At 62.3% G+C, this 16,352-nt stretch carries 13 protein-coding genes and 1 pseudogene; 2 read left to right on the top strand and 12 right to left on the bottom strand.

Annotation, left to right across the window (positions count from 1 at the left end):
* Window positions 1-13: 13 nt before the first annotated feature.
* From NMG80_RS23490 to NMG80_RS23500, 3 genes are read right to left on the bottom strand one after another with little or no spacing between them, the layout of a single operon-like run.
* On the bottom strand, window positions 14-1,024 hold the full coding sequence (locus NMG80_RS23490; RefSeq protein ID WP_254020311.1) for an ABC transporter substrate-binding protein: 1,011 nt from the start codon (window positions 1,022-1,024) through the stop codon (window positions 14-16).
* Window positions 1,025-1,068: 44 nt separating this feature from the next.
* Window positions 1,069-2,073 carry an ABC transporter substrate-binding protein gene (locus NMG80_RS23495; RefSeq protein ID WP_254020312.1) on the bottom strand — a complete coding sequence of 335 codons (1,005 nt, stop codon included), beginning with the start codon at window positions 2,071-2,073 and terminating at the stop codon, window positions 1,069-1,071.
* A 30-nt stretch (window positions 2,074-2,103) separates the two neighbouring features.
* Window positions 2,104-3,108, bottom strand: a complete 1,005-nt coding sequence (locus NMG80_RS23500) for an ABC transporter substrate-binding protein (protein WP_254020313.1) — start codon at window positions 3,106-3,108, stop codon at window positions 2,104-2,106.
* Window positions 3,109-3,597: 489 nt separating this feature from the next.
* Here NMG80_RS23500 and NMG80_RS23505 point away from each other — a divergent pair.
* A pseudogene (locus NMG80_RS23505) lies at window positions 3,598-4,094 on the top strand (NAD(P)/FAD-dependent oxidoreductase); the annotation flags it as partial.
* Between the two features lie 126 nt (window positions 4,095-4,220).
* On the opposite strand, the gene NMG80_RS23510 reads toward NMG80_RS23505, so the two are convergent.
* From NMG80_RS23510 to NMG80_RS23530, 5 genes are all read right to left on the bottom strand, one after another.
* A complete protein-coding gene (locus tag NMG80_RS23510; protein ID WP_254020314.1) occupies window positions 4,221-4,889 on the bottom strand; it encodes a haloacid dehalogenase type II in 669 nt (222 codons plus the stop codon).
* Window positions 4,890-5,151: 262 nt separating this feature from the next.
* The gene (locus NMG80_RS23515; RefSeq protein WP_254020315.1) at window positions 5,152-6,606 is read right to left on the bottom strand and encodes an aldehyde dehydrogenase family protein; all 1,455 of its coding nucleotides are present in this window, start codon (window positions 6,604-6,606) and stop codon (window positions 5,152-5,154) included.
* A complete protein-coding gene (locus NMG80_RS23520) occupies window positions 6,603-7,877 on the bottom strand; it encodes an NAD(P)/FAD-dependent oxidoreductase (protein ID WP_254020316.1) in 1,275 nt (424 codons plus the stop codon). The genes NMG80_RS23515 and NMG80_RS23520 overlap by 4 nt, the downstream gene beginning before the upstream one ends.
* A 62-nt stretch (window positions 7,878-7,939) precedes the next feature.
* Entirely contained in the window at window positions 7,940-9,109 is a 1,170-nt protein-coding gene (locus NMG80_RS23525) for an alanine racemase (protein WP_254020317.1), read from the bottom strand.
* 56 nt (window positions 9,110-9,165) lie between these two features.
* Window positions 9,166-10,032 carry a GNAT family N-acetyltransferase gene (locus NMG80_RS23530; RefSeq protein WP_254020318.1) on the bottom strand — a complete coding sequence of 289 codons (867 nt, stop codon included), beginning with the start codon at window positions 10,030-10,032 and terminating at the stop codon, window positions 9,166-9,168.
* A 306-nt stretch (window positions 10,033-10,338) separates the two neighbouring features.
* On the opposite strand from NMG80_RS23530, the gene NMG80_RS23535 reads away from it, so the two are divergent.
* On the top strand, window positions 10,339-11,277 hold the full coding sequence (locus tag NMG80_RS23535) for an ornithine cyclodeaminase family protein (protein WP_254020319.1): 939 nt from the start codon (window positions 10,339-10,341) through the stop codon (window positions 11,275-11,277).
* A 95-nt stretch (window positions 11,278-11,372) separates the two neighbouring features.
* Here the strand turns inward: NMG80_RS23535 and NMG80_RS23540 are convergent, their stop codons facing one another.
* The 4 genes from NMG80_RS23540 to NMG80_RS23555 all read right to left on the bottom strand — a co-directional run bounded on the left by NMG80_RS23540 (window position 11,373) and on the right by NMG80_RS23555 (window position 16,340).
* A complete protein-coding gene (locus NMG80_RS23540) occupies window positions 11,373-12,623 on the bottom strand; it encodes an NAD(P)/FAD-dependent oxidoreductase (RefSeq protein WP_436798664.1) in 1,251 nt (416 codons plus the stop codon).
* A gap of 109 nt (window positions 12,624-12,732) precedes the next feature.
* Window positions 12,733-13,611: an ABC transporter permease gene (locus tag NMG80_RS23545; RefSeq protein WP_254020321.1), complete on the bottom strand. Its 879-nt coding sequence runs from the start codon at window positions 13,609-13,611 to the stop codon at window positions 12,733-12,735.
* A gap of 35 nt (window positions 13,612-13,646) precedes the next feature.
* On the bottom strand, window positions 13,647-14,597 hold the full coding sequence (locus NMG80_RS23550) for an ABC transporter permease (protein WP_254020322.1): 951 nt from the start codon (window positions 14,595-14,597) through the stop codon (window positions 13,647-13,649).
* Between the two features lie 69 nt (window positions 14,598-14,666).
* Window positions 14,667-16,340 carry a peptide ABC transporter substrate-binding protein gene (locus tag NMG80_RS23555; RefSeq protein WP_254020323.1) on the bottom strand — a complete coding sequence of 558 codons (1,674 nt, stop codon included), beginning with the start codon at window positions 16,338-16,340 and terminating at the stop codon, window positions 14,667-14,669.
* Window positions 16,341-16,352: the final 12 nt, after the last annotated feature.

Raw genomic sequence — 16,352 nt, forward strand, 5'->3', positions numbered from 1 at the left:
TGTTGGCGATTACCTATGTCTTCAACTCCCGCTTCAGCTCGTCGAGGAAGCGCCAGTCCGTCCCGCTGGAGATGATCTCTTGCGGGCTCGACTTGATCATGCCCGTTTCGTACATGCGCAGCGCGTAGAAGCGCATCGAGGCTTCGGCATCGAAATCCCGCCATCTGTCGTACCGGATGTCGCCAAGCGTTTGCAGCGCGAGTTCGTAGCTGGGGACGAAACCTCGATCGACCATCTGCCCTGCAGTCCACGACGGATCCGACGCGCAGAGGTCGGCGCCCTTGAGAATGGCCCTGAGCACGCGCTTCGTCGCCACCGGATGTCTGTCGACATAATCCGCAGTCGCGGAAATCATACAGCAGAAATGCTGCGACCAGGGCGGGTCGGTGGTCGAGTTGAGGATCGTGTGGCCTACTTTCCTGGAGCGAAGTTCCTGCGTGCGGGGCGGTTGGCCGAGCACTGCATCGTACTTTCCTTCGACGAAGCCTTCCGCAAAATTGTGCTCTTCGATGACCCATTCGATGTCGTTGACGGGATCGAGCCCAACATAGGCGGCCATCAGAGAAACCAACACGTATTGCGGCGAATCAAGCGTAAAGACCCCAACCCGCTTTCCCCGCAGATCCGAGATGCCTTTGACGCTGTCGTTGGCGATCAGTTCGAGGCACCCGGAATGCAGTCCGCTTAGTACCCTGATCGGCACTCCTGCATCGATCGACGCCAGATGAATCGGCACGTAGTTCACACTGAAATCCGTATCGCCGTTTGCGATCCACGCCGAATGATCAACCTTCTTGTCACCTTGCACATAGCGGACATCGGTGAACCCCTCGGCGCTCAGCATCTCACCGGCGAGGTACAGGCCCGCCCAGCAATAGGCGCCGCCGATGTACCGCGGCAGGCGGACCGAGGTGGTCTCCGGCAGCGGCTCAGCCCAGGCTTGCGTCGAGGTGCCGATAAGGCCCGCGGCGCCGGCTGACGCAGCGCCGGCTAGGAAACGGCGACGGTTCTGGATGATCTTCATAAGCCTCTCCTTCCCTCGATAGGGCGACGGCGTGTGGCGATTGCCTACGTCTTCAACTCCTCCTTCAGTTCGTTTAAGAAACGCCAGTCGGTGCCCTGGGCCAGGAGCTTCTGGGGGGTGCTCTTGAGCATCCCGACCTCGTGGAGGCGCAGGGCGTAGAAGCGCACGGTGTCCTCAGCGCTATACTCACGCCAACCGTAGGGGATCGCCTTCATGACCTGGAGGGCATGGTCATAGCGCTTAGTATAGCCCTGGTCCACCATGAACTGCGCGGACTGCTCGGGCTCGCTGGCGCAGAAATCCGCCGCTTTCAAGATGGCGCGGAGGGCGCGTTTGGTGGCCACCGGATTCGTGCGGACGAACTCCCGGTTCCCAGCCAGCATGCAGCAGAAGTATTGGGACCAGGGCCGGTCCACGGTGCTGCTAATCACCACATGGCCGATCTGCTGCTCCCGCATTTCCTGCGGTTCGGGGGGAAAGCCTAGGTAGGCATCGATCTTCCCCTCACTTAGGAGCCGGATGGACTCGGGTCCCGAATGCGTGACGAAGTGTATATCCTTATGGAGGTCCAGGCCCACATACGCCGTCATAGCGGCGAGAAAGACGTATCGGCTGGAATCTAGCGTCGGCACGGCCACGGTCTTCCCCTTGAGGTCGCGGATCGCCTGGACGCGATCGGTCCCGAACAGCTCAAAGCAGCCGACGTGGAGTCCTGCCAGGATGACGATGGGATCCCCCGCCTCCAGGCGGAGAAGGAGCGGGGCGGCGAAATGCCCATTGAGGTCGGCTTCACCGGAGGCGAGGGCCGTCGCGATGTCTGCGGTCCCCTTTTTTTGGACGTAGTGCACCTCGGTGAACCCTTCGCTGCGCAGCAGTTCTTCGGCTACATACTGGGGGGCCTGACAGATACTGGGAATCCGGACGAGCCGGATCCGCGTCGTCTCAGGCGGTGGCTCGGCCCACGCCTTTGTCGCCGTTCCGAAAAAGCTCGCAGCGCCGGCCGCCGCGGCGGCCGCCACGAAAGTGCGGCGATTCTGGATGATCTGCATCGGACGGTCCTCCCTTCGAGAGAAATGGGATTAGGTTTTCAACTCGCGCTTCAGCTCGTTAAGGACGTGCCAGTCGGTTCCGTTGGCGATGATCTGTTGCGGGCTCGACTTGATCATGCCCGTCTCCTGCATGCGCAGTGTGTAGAACCGCAGGGAGTCTTCAGGATCGAAATCCCGCCACCGGTCGTACCGGATATCCTTCAGCGTTTGCAGCGCGTAGTCATACGATGGGACGAAATCGCGATCGACCATCTGTCGGGCCACCCACCGCGGATCCGACACGCAGAGGTCGGCAGCCTTGAGGATGGATCGCAAGACCCGTTTGGTCGCCACCGGGTGCCTGGTCACGTAGTCCGTCGTCGCGGAGATCATGCAGCAGAAATACTGTGACCATGGGCGGTCGACGGCATTGTTGAGGATCGTGTGGCCGATCTTCTTGGCGCGCAGCTCCTGCGGCTGGGGCGGCGTGCCGAGGAATGCATCGATCTTTCCCTGGACGAAGAGCTCCGTCGGGGTGGCGTCTTCAGTCAGGACCCATTGGATATCGTTCACGGGATCGAGCCCGACATAAGCGGACATGAGAGTCAGCCACACGTGTCGCGAGTTATTGAAACCATCCACGCCCACCCTCTTGCCCCGCAGATCCGCGACGCTGCGGATGCTCTCCTTGGCGATCAGTTCGAGGCATCCCGAGTGCAACCCGGTTAGCACCTTGATCGGCACGCCGGCATCGATCGACGCGATCTGATTCGGCGGAAAGTTCACAGAGAAATCGGTCTCAACGCGTGCGATCCATTCCGATTGGTCGACGCTTCTGTCGGCTTCTACGTAGCGAACGTCGGTGAAACCATCCGCGCGCATCAGTTCTCCGGCGATGTACGCGCCTGCCCAGCAGTAGGAACCACCAACCCACTGCGGCAGACGAACCGTGGTCGTTTCCAGCGGCGGTTCCGCGTGGAGTGACTCGGGAAGACCGACGATTCCAGCAGCGCCTGTCATTGCAGCGCCGGCCAGGAATCGGCGGCGGGATTGCATGATCTGAATCGGAACCTCCTCTCTTCCGAACTGCAAAAAGGCAATTCTGGCCGGAACCGGGCAAAAGAGGTTTCGGCAGAGGCAGGTGGTCTCGTGAGCGCGACGAGTAGTGTGGATCTAGCGCGCCCAGTCCGGTGCGGGAGTCTTGCGCTCTCAGTCGCCGGCTTATCATTAGCAATCGACGATATGCCACGATACGCCCAATTTGCGTTGGTTGCGAGCGCAAAAACTTACTCCGCCAAACGTCCTGCCACCGCCTCGCGGCCAGGAGACCGTTTGCGCGGTTGCGAATGCCACTTCGAGTTTACCGCGCGGCCGGACCGAGTCATCGACGTTGAGTCCCAAGAGATACCTGACGCCGCCATATCCGGCGCCGAGGACGATCTTCTGAACGGCAGAGGGTGTTCCTTCGCTGAGATCGGGTACTTGGACAGGTGCGCGGCGCCATGCGGCATTGCTGATCCCCAGGTCGTTCAGTCCGATGGCGTGACGCGCTCGCTGACCCCTGAGGAGGTCGCGGCAACCCTGCCGGGCAATCGGAACTACACGAACTCGCTCAACATCGCCAACTACTTCCGGCTCACCCCGGACAACCGACTATTGTTCGGCGGGCGGGCGAAGTTCTCGGCCGCCTCGAACCAGAAGGCAGACGGGACGTCCGGCGAGCTTTTGCGCAAGCAGATGCTCGACGTGTTCCCGCGGCTGGCCGAGGTCGAAATCGACTATTGCTGGGGCGGTCTCGTCGGCTGCACGCAAGACCGCTATCCGCGCGCCGGCACCGCCGATGGCCTGATCTACGGCATGGGCTATTCAGGACATGGCGGGCAGCTCTCGACGCTAATCGGAGGTGTGCTAGCGGACATTGCTAGGGCCGCACGGATACCAACCCAATCGGTGGCATGGACTGGAATGCCGTCCCGCTGCATACCGGCAAGCCGTGGTTCCTGCCAATGGTGGGCACCTATTATCGGCTGAAGGATATGCTTCGACAGATGGAGCGCTCCAGCGATGACGCCCCGCAGTTCTGTTTCTCGCGGGTATTTGAGACGGCGCCGCCTGGCAGCTCGCAAAAATATGCGCCCTACCCTGCAAGGCCCGGCCCATCCTCGCCCTCAGAGTCCGAAAACGCTCGGTAGCTGCGTCACATCGCGGATTACCGTGTACTCGTAGTAGGGGTTGGCAGGCTCATGGCCGCGATTGACCCAGACCTTGCTCTTGATCCCCAGATCATAGGCAGACATCAGGTCGTGGCGGAAAGACGAGGACACATGCGTGATATCCTCCGGGCCGCAACCCAGCATGTCGAACATATATTCGAACGCCTTGAAGTGCGGCTTGTAGGCACCCGCCTCTTCAGCGGTCAGGACGGCATGAAAGGGCGCACCGAGCTTTGCCACGTTCGACGGAATCTGGGCCACCATGGAGTTCGTCAGGGTGACCAACGGAATTTCCTTGGCCAGTTTGGCCAATCCCTCTGGGACGTCCGGATGCGGCCCCCAGGTGGGGATGCGGTTGTAGATCGTTTCGGCGTCTTCGGCACGGAATGCGACGCTGTTGCGGCGGCAGGTGCGCTCGAGCGCATTGTGGACGACGTCCGCATAGGGCTTCCAGTCCTGCATCACCTCGTCGAGGCGGTAGCCCTGGAAGTTCCTGATGAATTCATCCATGCGCGGCCCATCCAGAAGATGACCGAACAGATCCCTGGCGGCTTCCGCCATTTGGAAATTGATGAGCGTGCCGTGGCAATCAAAAGTCACGTATTTCGGCCGGAAGCGATCCATGTCCTTGGTTCCTGTCAATCTGCCCTATCAGCCGAGCATAATCGCAGGCGTCTGGCAGAATGTGCCGCAATGCATGGTCATTCAGCAGAAGGCCCTCCGGTCGACCGCCATATCAGCACGCCCTTTCGCAGTGCTATCTCGTCGCCCGCCAACTGCCGCCATCCCTGACGACGATAAAATCGCCGCCACTTGCCGGATGCCGGCGATATTCGGTGCAAAACACCGAAATGCCGCTGCCCTCTGCGCGTGGCGAAAATGTCGTCTAGAAATAGCCGAGGATGGATTTGACCTCGAGATACTCCAACATGCCTTCGATGCCATATTCGCGTCCGTTTCCGGACTGCTTGAAACCGCCAAACGGGGCGTGCGGATCCCAGGCCGGGTAGTTGAGATGAACCTGACCGGCGCGAATCCGCGAGGCGACGTCCCTGACGGCGCCCATATCCTCGCCCTGCACGTGGGCCCCCAGGCCGTAGACCGTATCGTTGGCGATAGTGACGGCCTCCTCGACTGTGTCGTAAGGGATGATGCAGATAACTGGCCCGAAGACCTCTTCCTGGGCAATGCGCATGCTCGTAACCACGTCGGAAAAAATGGTCGGCTTCACATAGAACCCGACGCTCAGATCGTCCGCGCGACCCGACCCGCCGGTGAGCAGCCTAGCGCCCTCCGAAATGCCGACGCCGATCATGGTTTGGATGCGGTCGAACTGGGACCGGTTGGCGATTGCGCCGTGGGTGGTGGCTTCTGAAAGAGGATCGCCGACGATGATCTGGGCTGCGGCCCTCTTGGCGATTGCCTCGATCTCGGACAGCCGCACGCGCGGCACGATCATACGCGTCGGTGCGCTGCATGACTGGCCGAGATTGCGGAAGGCGGCGGCTATGCCCAGCGAAACGGCACGATCGAGATCGGCGTCGGGCAGAATCACGTTCGGCGACTTGCCGCCGAGCTCCTGCGCGACGCGCTTGACCGTCGGCGCGGCGGCCTGGGCCACCGCGATGCCGGCACGGGTGGAGCCGGTGATGGAGATCATGTCGACATCCGCATGGGAGGCGAGAGCCATACCCACGCCTGGGCCGTCACCGTTGACGAGGTTGAAGACGCCGGCAGGGAAGCCGGCTTCCTCGATCGCCTCGGCGAACAGCAGGGCGTCCAAAGGAGAGAGCTCGCTTGGCTTCAGCACGACCGTGCAGCCTGCGGCGAGCGCCGGCGCAACCTTGGCGGTGATCTGGTAGAGTGGCCAGTTCCAAGGCGTGATCAGGGCGCAGACACCGATCGGTTCGCGGGTGACGGCGGTGTGGCCGCGCCGCTCGACGAAGGGGAAGGCTGTCAGGACATCGCGAGCGACTTGCACATGGGCGATCGCGAGCGGCACCTGCGCGGTGCGCGCATATCCGATCGCCGCGCCCATCTCGAGGCTCAAGCATTGCGCAAGCAGTTCATTGCGCGCTTCGAGCAGCGCCTGCAGGCGATCAAGCAAACCCGCGCGGTATTCCGGCTTGGTACGGCTCCAGGTGGCGAACGCCCGGCGGGCCGCTGAAACGGCCGCGTCCACGTCCGCGCTGTTTCCGAGCGGAAACCGGGCCACGACCTCTTCGGTGGCGGGATTCACGACCACGCTCTGGGCGGTGCCCCTCGGCTCGACCCATTGACCGTCGATGAAGAACTTGTCCAGGCGGCCGTTGCGGGACAGGTGTTCGAGGGGCGAAATCATGTGACAAGGTCCTTCATGCGGTAATAGGCGCCGAGGATCGGCAGGAACCAGGGACGCCCGAAATATCCAGGGATCGCCGGCCAGTCGAAATCCTTCCAGGGGTTCAGGTCCGGACGCCCGTCCATGACATCGGCCATGATGCTGCCCATCAGCGTCGACATATGGGTGCCGTGGCCGCTATAGCCCATGGAGTGGTAGATTCCGTTGCGCTCCCCGGCGCGCGGCAGGCGGTCGCGGGTCATGTCGACCATGCCGCCCCAGCAGTAATCGATGCGGATGTCGGCCAGTTCGGGATAGACCTCGACCATCGCCGTTTTCAGGATCTGGCCGCTCTTCTCGTCGGACTGCGGATTGGATACTGCAAACCGGGCCCGCCCGCCGAACAGCATGCGATTGTCCGGCGTCAGCCGCCAATAGACGACGAGATTGCGCGTGTCGACGACATTGCGTCGGGTCGGCATGAGGCGCTCGAGTTGCGAAGGCGACAGCGGTTCCGTCACGATCAGGAAGGCGCCGACCGGCACGATGCGGCGGCGGAACCATCCGAGCGGACCGACCTGGGAAATGCCGCTCGCCAGCAGGACCTGACGCGCGACGATCTTGCCCCGCGGGGTCTCGACCTCATGCCCGGCGGCGACCTTGCGCAGAGCCATGACGGGGGCGTTTTCATAGATCTCTGCGCCCCGCCGCGCCGCCGCGGTCGCCAGACCCCGGACGAAACGGCCGACATGCATGCTGGCGCTCTTGGGAAAGAGCAGCCCACCATAGTAGCGGTTGGTGCCGACTTCGGTTCGCAGGTCGGCGCGCGCGATCATCCTCGTTCCGGGATCGACATTGGTCGCGAGGAGTTCCTGGCTGCGCGCAAGCATGTCGTAGTGCTCAGGCTTGGCGGCAAGCTTGAGCTTGCCGACGCGAGAGAAGCTGCAGTCGATCTTTTCTTCCTGCACCAACCGCTCGACCATATCGACGCCGGCGTCGAAAGCCTTGTAGAGCGCGTTAGCGGCCGGCTTGCCGTGCTTGCCGGCCATGATCGCGTAGTTCTGGGCAAAGCCGTTGTTGCACATCCCGCCATTGCGGCCGGATGCGGCGTTGCCGATCGTTTCGGCCTCAAGCAGGGCAACCCGGGCGCCCTTCTTGGCGAGCGCCAGCGCAGCGGAGGATCCGGTCAAGCCGCCACCCACCACGGCCACGTCGTAGCGGCCTTCGAGGGAATTGGACGAGCCGTGAGCAAACGGCTGAGACGTATCGAGCCAATAGGAGGTAAGTTTCATTTTTTGCTCCAACAGAGCGTCAGTTTGCATGGGCGCCATGCAAAGCGTGGAGATGGGAGCTCCTACCAGCCGCGGATCCGCTCCCACCGCGCTTCGATCTCCGGGTCCTCACCGTTGACGACGCTGTAGAAGTCATGCTGGGCGGCCATCGCGCAGGCATGGTTGGGCAGGATCCGGACTCGCGTGCCGACAGGGAGCTCGGGCATGGACTTTCCAGAACCGGCACGAATGGCGAGGATACCGTGTTCCTGGCTGGCCTGCGCCACGATCACATCTTCGAGCACCCGCCCGTTTTCGTCGCAGACCACGCCGTAGCCCTGGTCGACCTTCTGGTTCGCGGTTCCCCGGTCGCGCGAAAGCGCCATCCACCCCGCGTCGACCAACACCCATCCCTTTTCCGGCTTGGCGCCGATCACGGTGGCCAACACGGAAATCGCGATATCGTCGAGACCGCAGACCCCTACCCCGTGCTGGACGAGGTCAAAGAACATGTAGACCCCGGCGCGCAACTCCGTGACGCCTTCCAGATTCTCGGCGAAGTGGGCCGTCGGCGTCGAGCCGAGGCTGACAATTGGGCAGGCATGGCCGTGAGCGCGCAAAGTTTCGGCGGCGCGCACGGTGGCCGAACGCTCGTCCTCGGCTGCCTTGACCAGCGCATCGGGCGTGCTCAAGCCGTAGGACTCGCCGGCATGGGCGAGGACGCCGACGAGGTTGGCGCCCGCTGCGACGATCCTATTGGCCACCTCGAGCAGCTTGGGATCGTCCGGCTTCAGTCCACCGCGATGGTCGTCGCAATCCAGTTCGATGAAGACGGACGGCGCCACGCCGGTGGCTTCGCGCACGTCCGCCAAAGCATCAGCCTGCTCCGCAGTATCGAGCAGCAGCTTCAGATCGACGCCCGCGCGGCGACAAAGCTCCATGGAGCGGATGGCCGAAGCCGGCGACATGCCGACCGCATAGGTGATGTCGCGAAAGCCGTGGCCTGCGAAATACTCCGCCTCGGCGATGGTCGAGACCGTGATCGGACCGGGTTCGCGGGGGAACAAATGTCGGGCGACGTCGATGCTCTTAGCCGTCTTCATGTGCGGGCGCAGCACGACGCCAAGCTTCCTGGCGTGCTCGACCAGACGATGGATGTTGCGCTCGAGCCGTCCTCGGTCCAGAAGCAGCGACGGGGTGATGAGGGCGTCGATCGTTCTGGCCGCTTCCCGCACTTCTAAGTTTGTGTCCATCTTTTCCGTATCCTCATTCCCTCACCGAACGACTGGCCCTAACCAAACGACTGGCCCTAACCAAACGACTGGTTTGCCAACGCATACATACCGGCTGGCCCATCGGAGACGGGCCGCCGCCCCTTGACCATGGCGGTCGCAAAACCGACCTGCTTGAGGCCCAGGCTTTCCAGCCAGCCGCCCAATCCGTGTTCGGCATAGGCGTCAATGCGCACGAATTGCCGGTGAAGCTTCGAAAGCTGAGCCAGGATCAGCAGCCGCGCGTCTTGGGCGCTTTCGGCTGCAACAGGGCCGACCACGTAGCCACGCCCAAACCTCCTGGCGATGGCGTAGCCCGCAACCCGTCCCGCGCGTTCGATGACCAATACATTGCCCACATCAGCGAGTGCAGCCACCATCGACGGCCGGCACATGCCTGTAGCGCTTTTGTCAAAGACCTGGATCGCCGCCAGGTCGGAGACGCTTGCCGAACGGATGTCGTCGCGGGCATTCGGCGTCACGGCGACGGTCAGCGGGCCCTGGTGCTGGATCACGGTGCCCCAAGCGGTGAAGCCGCGTCGCTTGTAGAGCGTGAGCCCTTCTTCGGTCGAATTGAGCAGCACGTTGCGCCCGTCCGTCGCCTCAAGCAGCTCATTAAGGAGCCGCGAGCCGTGGCCACCACCTTGCGCGGAGCCAGTGACGATAATCATCCCGGCGGTGGCATAGGCCTGTCCGTAGTTCCACCACATCGCCGTGCCGATCACTTCGCCTGCCCGCTCGAGGACCAGGCCATTGCCGACCGTCGCGGCAAATTCCCAGTCGTCGCGCCGATAAGGCCAAACCATCTCCTGCGACAGCTTCAGCGCGCCCGGCACATGGCGGGTTTCGAATTTCATCAGCTCGGTCGGGGCGCTGACGATATCTCTGTCATGCTCAATGGTCATAAGTGCAACGCTGTCGCTGATCCAAAGTCAGATTGAAGTCGGACCTTAGAGTCGCGTCCGGCGGGCAGATTTGGCTGCTGTTTTGCCCTTTCAACTCGGCGGGATCATTCGTTTTGACCCCGTCCCTCGGCATACAAAATGGCGCAAATCGAGGGAGAATACTCATCTGCCAGCTTCGTCGCCCGTCACGGTTGCCAGTCGGCGTGACGTCCACGCCTCTACACTGATGCGATCTCGGGCCTGACCAACGCGATGGGCCGAACACTCTGAAGCGACGAGCGGCTTGGTGCTCACGAGGAATTTTGGATGATCTACATCAGCGAAGAGGAGTCTGCTGCCCTCGTCACACATGAACTGGCTTTCGAGGCGGCGCGGGCAGCTCTCGTGGCAGCAGCATCGCGGCAGAGCTGGGTCTTTCCCGCTGTTCTCGGGCGCACACAGGAGGCGAGCAATACATTCTCAATCAAATCCAGTTCGTCGGAAGATCTGACCGGAGTGAAAATTGGCTCCTTCTGGTCGGGCAATCCGGCACGTGGCCTTCCCCGCCACAACTCCACCATCGTGCTGCTCGATCAGCATACAGGTCGACTCGGCGCCGTGATCGAGGCCGGGAAGGTCAACGCCTACAGGACGGCCGCCGCCGACGCGGTTGCGGCCGATCTTCTTGCGCGCAAGCAAGCCAAGGTTCTGGCGATATTCGGTGCCGGCAACCAGGCGGGCTTCGAAGTGATGGCGCTGGCACGCATCCGCCCAATCGAGACGGTGCTGGTCGTGGCCCGGCCTTCGCCACGACGCGACGCTCTTGTCGATCAGATCGGCGAAAGGGGCCTGGAGGCGCGCGCTGCCTTGCCCGAAGAAGCCGTGCGCGCGGCCGACATCGTTGTGACGGCGACACCCTCCCGCGAACCGCTGTTCGACGCCGCTTGGGTGGGGCCGGGAACCCATATTGTCAGCATGGGGTCGGATGCTCCGGGCAAGCGCGAATTGCCGAGCGAGTTGTTTCCCAAGGCACGTCTGTTTTGTGATCTGCTTTCCCAGTCCGTCCAGATCGGCGAGTTCCAACATTTGCGCGACGAGATCGACGCCAGCGTGCTCGCGGTAACACCAATCGGCGACGTCATTGAAATGCGTGCGCCCGGACGCCGCTTCGGCAACGAAATCACGGTCTTCGATAGTTCTGGTATCTCTCTACAGGATCTCTACATAGCCGATGCGCTGATCCGCGCAAAGGCGTCCCACCGCTGATCAGCTTCGCACTGACAAGCCCAGCCCTGACGGATTTTCCGCAGCACTGGAGTGCTCTCCGGCAAAAACGTGGCCCGCGCGGTTCTGCAGTCGTGTCAGCGGCTGGCGCGCCACCAGGCGATACGGTCCTGCAGTGCATAGCCCTTGATGATGGCCGGCATGAACCACGGATTGCCACGATAGAGCGGGATGGCCGCAGGCGGCCGAAAGTCGAACGCGGTGCGCGCTTGCTCGCCATGCCCCATCAGCTTGTGGGCCGCACGCGTGCCAATCCATGGCGCCCAGACCACGCCCGAACCGCAGAAGCCAGTTGCATAGACCACGCCGTCCTTCTCGAAGATGCGGGGGATCATGTCGCGATGCATCGCCACATTGCCGAACCAGCTGTGCGAAAGTCGAACATTTTCCAGTTCGGGAAAAAGTTCGACCAGCCCGTTACGCAGACGGAGCGTCGGGGCTGCCGGATCACCTGCACGCGAGCTGTCGCGCCCCCCGAGCAGGATGCGTCTGCCGTCCGGCGAAGGGCGGTAATAGAAGCCAAGCTCGCGGCCCTCGCCCATCATCATCCGCTTCGGCATAAGGCGCGCCATCACCTCAGGTGCGAGTTCTTCGGTTGCAATGATGCGGCTGCGAACCGGCACCAGGCGGCGGCGCAGGAAGGGACTGGCGCCATCGGTATAGCCGTTCGTGCAGACCAGGACCTGCCGCGCCTGCACCGTTCCGGCCGAAGTGGCGACGCGGAACCCGGAGCCATCCCTTTCTATCGAGGTCACGGGCGTGTTCGGATGCACCGCCAGTCCCGAAGCGAACGCCACCCGCAGGAGCTCGGCGTGGAATTTGGCCGGGTGCAGCCCACCGATGTCCATCCGGACCATGCCGCCGCGATAGAAGTCGGTGCCGACGTAATTGCGCTGCTTTGCATATGGAACAGCGTATGATTCGATCCCCAGTTTCCTCGCCAACGCCTCGGCGCCGCGGGCCATCTTCTCGTACTGTTCATATCCGATGGCGCCCTTGAACAGGCCAACCAGTTGAAAGTCGCAGTCGAGTTTTTCCGACTTGATGAAGTCGTAAAGGAATTCGCGCGCGACCTTGCCCTCGGCCTCGATCGCCATGGCTTTTTCTTCGCCGAAGCGCCGGGTGATCGTGGCGTAGTCCAGCCGGATGTTCCCGCTGGCAATTCCGCCATTGCGCGACGAGGCCCCCTCGCCCGGATTCATCGCATCAAAAGCTGCAACCGAGCGTCCTTCGCGCGCCAACACCAGCCCGGCCGAAAGCCCGGCATAACCGGCGCCGACGATCGCCACGTCGAGCTTCTTGGCCAGGGGCTGCGGCGGCAGCGGCATGACGGGTGCCGCTTCCCACCAGTAGGGCGTATTCTTGTCGGCGACTTTGGGCTCGTGCACGTGACTGACTTCTCGTTGCGGTTTCAGGAGGCTGGGTCGAGTAGACAGATCAGACATGGTCATCGCGCACGTCGAGCGCGTCACGCAGCCCGTCGCCGATGAAATTGAAGCTGGTCACGGCCATGGTGATGGCGGCCCCCGGAATGATCGCCAGCCAGGGCGCACTGTCCAGATACTGCTGGGCGCCCTCGAGCATGTTGCCCCAGCTGGGCAGCGGCGGCTGAATGCCATAACCCAGGAAGCTGATATAGGCTTCCAGGAGGATCGCGTGCGCAACCGTCAAAGTAGCGGCTACGATAATCGGGCCCATGGCGTTGGGCAGGATCTCGCGGAACATGATATGCGCGCCGCTCAGTCCCAGCATGCGCCCGGCCAGCACAAACTCGCGCTCGCGCAATGACCGCACCTCGGCCTCGACAATTCGCGCTACCTCCATCCAGCTGGTAACAGCGACGATGACGGTGACCATGGCCGGGCTCGGCTTCAGTGCCGCGGCCAAGGCCAGCAGCAGGAAGATGGAGGGGAATGACAGGAAGCCGTCGACCGTGCGCATCAGCGCTGCGCCGATCCAGCCGCCGCGGTAGCCCGCGATCACGCCGACGAGGGTTCCGATCAGCGTCGACAGCAGCATGGCAAAGAAAGCCACCAGCAGTGAGGTCCTCCCCGCCATGAGCAGTCGCGCCGCCACGTCCCGCCCCAAAGGATCGGTCCCGAGATAGTGGTAGCCGGTCAGCGGCGGTGAAAAGCGGGCGCGCAAATCGATGTATAGCGAATCATAGGGCAGCAGATGAGGGCCGAAGACGCATGCCAGCGTCAGAAAGGTGATCATCGCCACTCCCAGCAACGCCAGATGATGGCTTGTGAAACGGCGCACGGTGCGGCTGCGCCACCAGCGGGTTGGTCCTGCATTTGCGGCGAGAGCGGTCATTTCGGGTGCCTCCTGTTGGGCGTGAGGTTAGGCGCTCAACCCAGACGAATGCGCGGGTCGACGAGCGCTACCGCTATGTCTGCGATCAGGTTGCCCAGAATGACGAGGATGGCTGAGAACATCAGCAGTCCCATCACGACCGGGTAGTCGCTGTAGCCGAGGCTGTCCAGGAACAGTCGACCCATTCCCGGCCAGGTAAACACTGTCTCCGTCACCAGCGCGCCGGTCAGGATGCTGGGAAGCTGGACCCCGGCCAGTGTGATCATCGGCAAAAGCGCATTGCCGACGACGTGCTTCATTATGACTCGGCGCTCGCTCAGGCCTTTGGCGCGGGCGGTCTTGACAAAATCCTGGCTGATGGCGTCGAGCGTCGCCGATCGCATGTAGCGGCTCCAGATCGCGACATGCACCAGCGACAGCACGATGCTTGGCAGGATCAGGTGATGCAGGTAGTTCAGGACCGAGCCGTCGCCGATCGTGTACATGTTGCCTGCCGGCAGCCAGCCCAGCTGCAGGGAGAAGATGTAGATGCCGACGAGCCCGAACCAGAAGGTCGGGATCGACAGCGCGACCATGGCTCCGACCGTCGCCATATAGTCGAACAGCGAATAGCGGTGCGTGGCGCCGCGGATACCTATCCAGGTGCCGATGGCGATTGCGATCGCGGTGGAAGACCCCATCAGCAACAGCGTGGCGAAGACGTGCCGGCCAATCACTGCCAGCACAGGGGCGCCGTCGCGGAAGGAGTGGCCCCAGTCGCCCTGGAGAAGCCGCCAGGCCCAGTCGAGATATTGCATCAAAAGCGGACGGTTCAGCCCCAATTGCTCTTTCAGGCGATCGAGATCGTCCTGCGTCATGCTGGGGTCGAGCCCGAATTGCGCCAGCGGCCCGCCCGGCAGCAGGTTCAGGACGAAGAAGCCGATGACCGAGACGATCAGGAGCAGGATGAGGCTCTGTGAGAGCCGGTTGAGCAGGAAGCCGCGCATTCATCTCTCCTCTTTCAAGACAACGCCGATGACTGGCCGCCGCCGCGATGCGGCGGCGGCGTATGTATGTCAGTCCTTCCAATGCCATTCGGCGGCATGCCAGGATGCGACGCGGGTGTTGGAATTTGCCTCGAAACCCTCCAGCCCTTGCTTGCGGCCGAACACGTTGGTGTAGGCAAACAGAGGCAGGAACGGCAGATCCTGACGAACGATTTCCTGCACGCGCAGATAGATGGCTCGGCGCTGTTCCCGATCGAAGGTGCGGGCGCCCTTCTCGAGCAACGCATCGACCTCCGGGTTGGAGTATTGGCCTGTGTTCGAGCCCTTTCCGCCCTTGGCGACGATTGCCTTGGTGTGCAGGCGGTTGGAAACGTCGGGGTCGCCCGCGATGACATTGGTTACACCGGAGATGGCTGACTCGAACTGCGATTTCAGCCAGAAATCCCCCCACATGACGGCGGCCGGCAGGTTCGAGATGGTCATCTCGACCCCGATCTCGGCGAATGTCTGCTGCAGGAACTGCTGCGTCTGCTCGCGCAAATGGTTGCCGGAAGTGGTGGAGTTGGCGAACGACAGACGCACCCCGTCCTTCGCCCGTATTCCATCGGCTCCGGGTACCCAGCCGGCCTCGTCGAGGATCTGGCCCGCGCGCTCGAGGTTGAACTCCTGTGCCGGCAGGTTCGGATTGTAGTAGTAGGAATTCTGCGGCATGAACGTCTCGGTGGGTTTGTGGATCCCGTAATAAAGTGCTTCGAGGATCGATTTCCTGTCCATTGCGGCGTAGAGCGCCTGGCGGACCGCCGGGTCCTTGAATTGCGGCTTCTCAAGATTGAGATAGATCGACTCGACCGATGCCCCAGGCTCCAGCTTGACCATACGATCCGATAGTTGGCTGGCTTCCGCGTAGTGGTCGGCGGTTATGAATGCCTGGTCGACGAGATCGATGTCGCCGCTCTTGAACTGGGTGTAGAGCACCGTCATGTCGGGGATGTATTTGAAGACGAGCCGCTCCAAATAAGGGCCCTCCCCGGCATAATCCGCATTCGCGACGAGTTCGATATGATCGCCGGCAACGCGCTGCGCCCACTTGAAAGCGCCAGTGCCGACAGGCGCCTGATTGAAGGCGGCTGCATTGGGATCGGCCTCTTTCTCAAGGATGTGCTTGGGAACCATGAAGGTTTCGGCGAGAAACGACTGGTAGGGGGCGAAAGCCTCCTCCATCCGCCAGGTCAGCTCGGTCGGCGAGACCACCTTGATATCGCGCACCAGCGAATGGCCGGCCGTGCGCCACGCGCGGAATTTCGGATTGGTGATGAGCTCAAGAGTGAATTTCACATCTTCGGCCGTGAACGGCTTGCCGTCGTGCCAGCGGACGTCGTCACGCAGGCGGATGCGCCACACAAGTCCGTCCTCTGAAATGCCACCGTTTTTCTGGCTGGGCACTTCGACCACAAGATTGGGCTGAAGAACGCCTTTGGGATCCATGCGAACGAGTGCGTCAAACACCGAGAAATGCACAGCCTCGTCAGCCTCGATATGCGGCATCAGCGGATTGAAGACGGTGGGTTCTTGCGAAAGCCCGACGACGACGCGGCCGGTTGGGCTCGCCGGAGGGTTCTGGGCGAACGCGGGTTTGCCCAACAGATTGGGCGCAAAGAGGCCTGCAGCCCCGCCTATCGCCATCAACCGCAGTGCATCGCGTCGCGAGTAGTTTGATTTTTTGGTGGTTGAGCGTTCAGTCATTGGAATTCCCTT

It is taken from the genome of Mesorhizobium escarrei (assembly GCF_935825525.1).
GTDB classification, from domain to species: Bacteria; Pseudomonadota; Alphaproteobacteria; order Rhizobiales; family Rhizobiaceae; genus Mesorhizobium; species Mesorhizobium escarrei.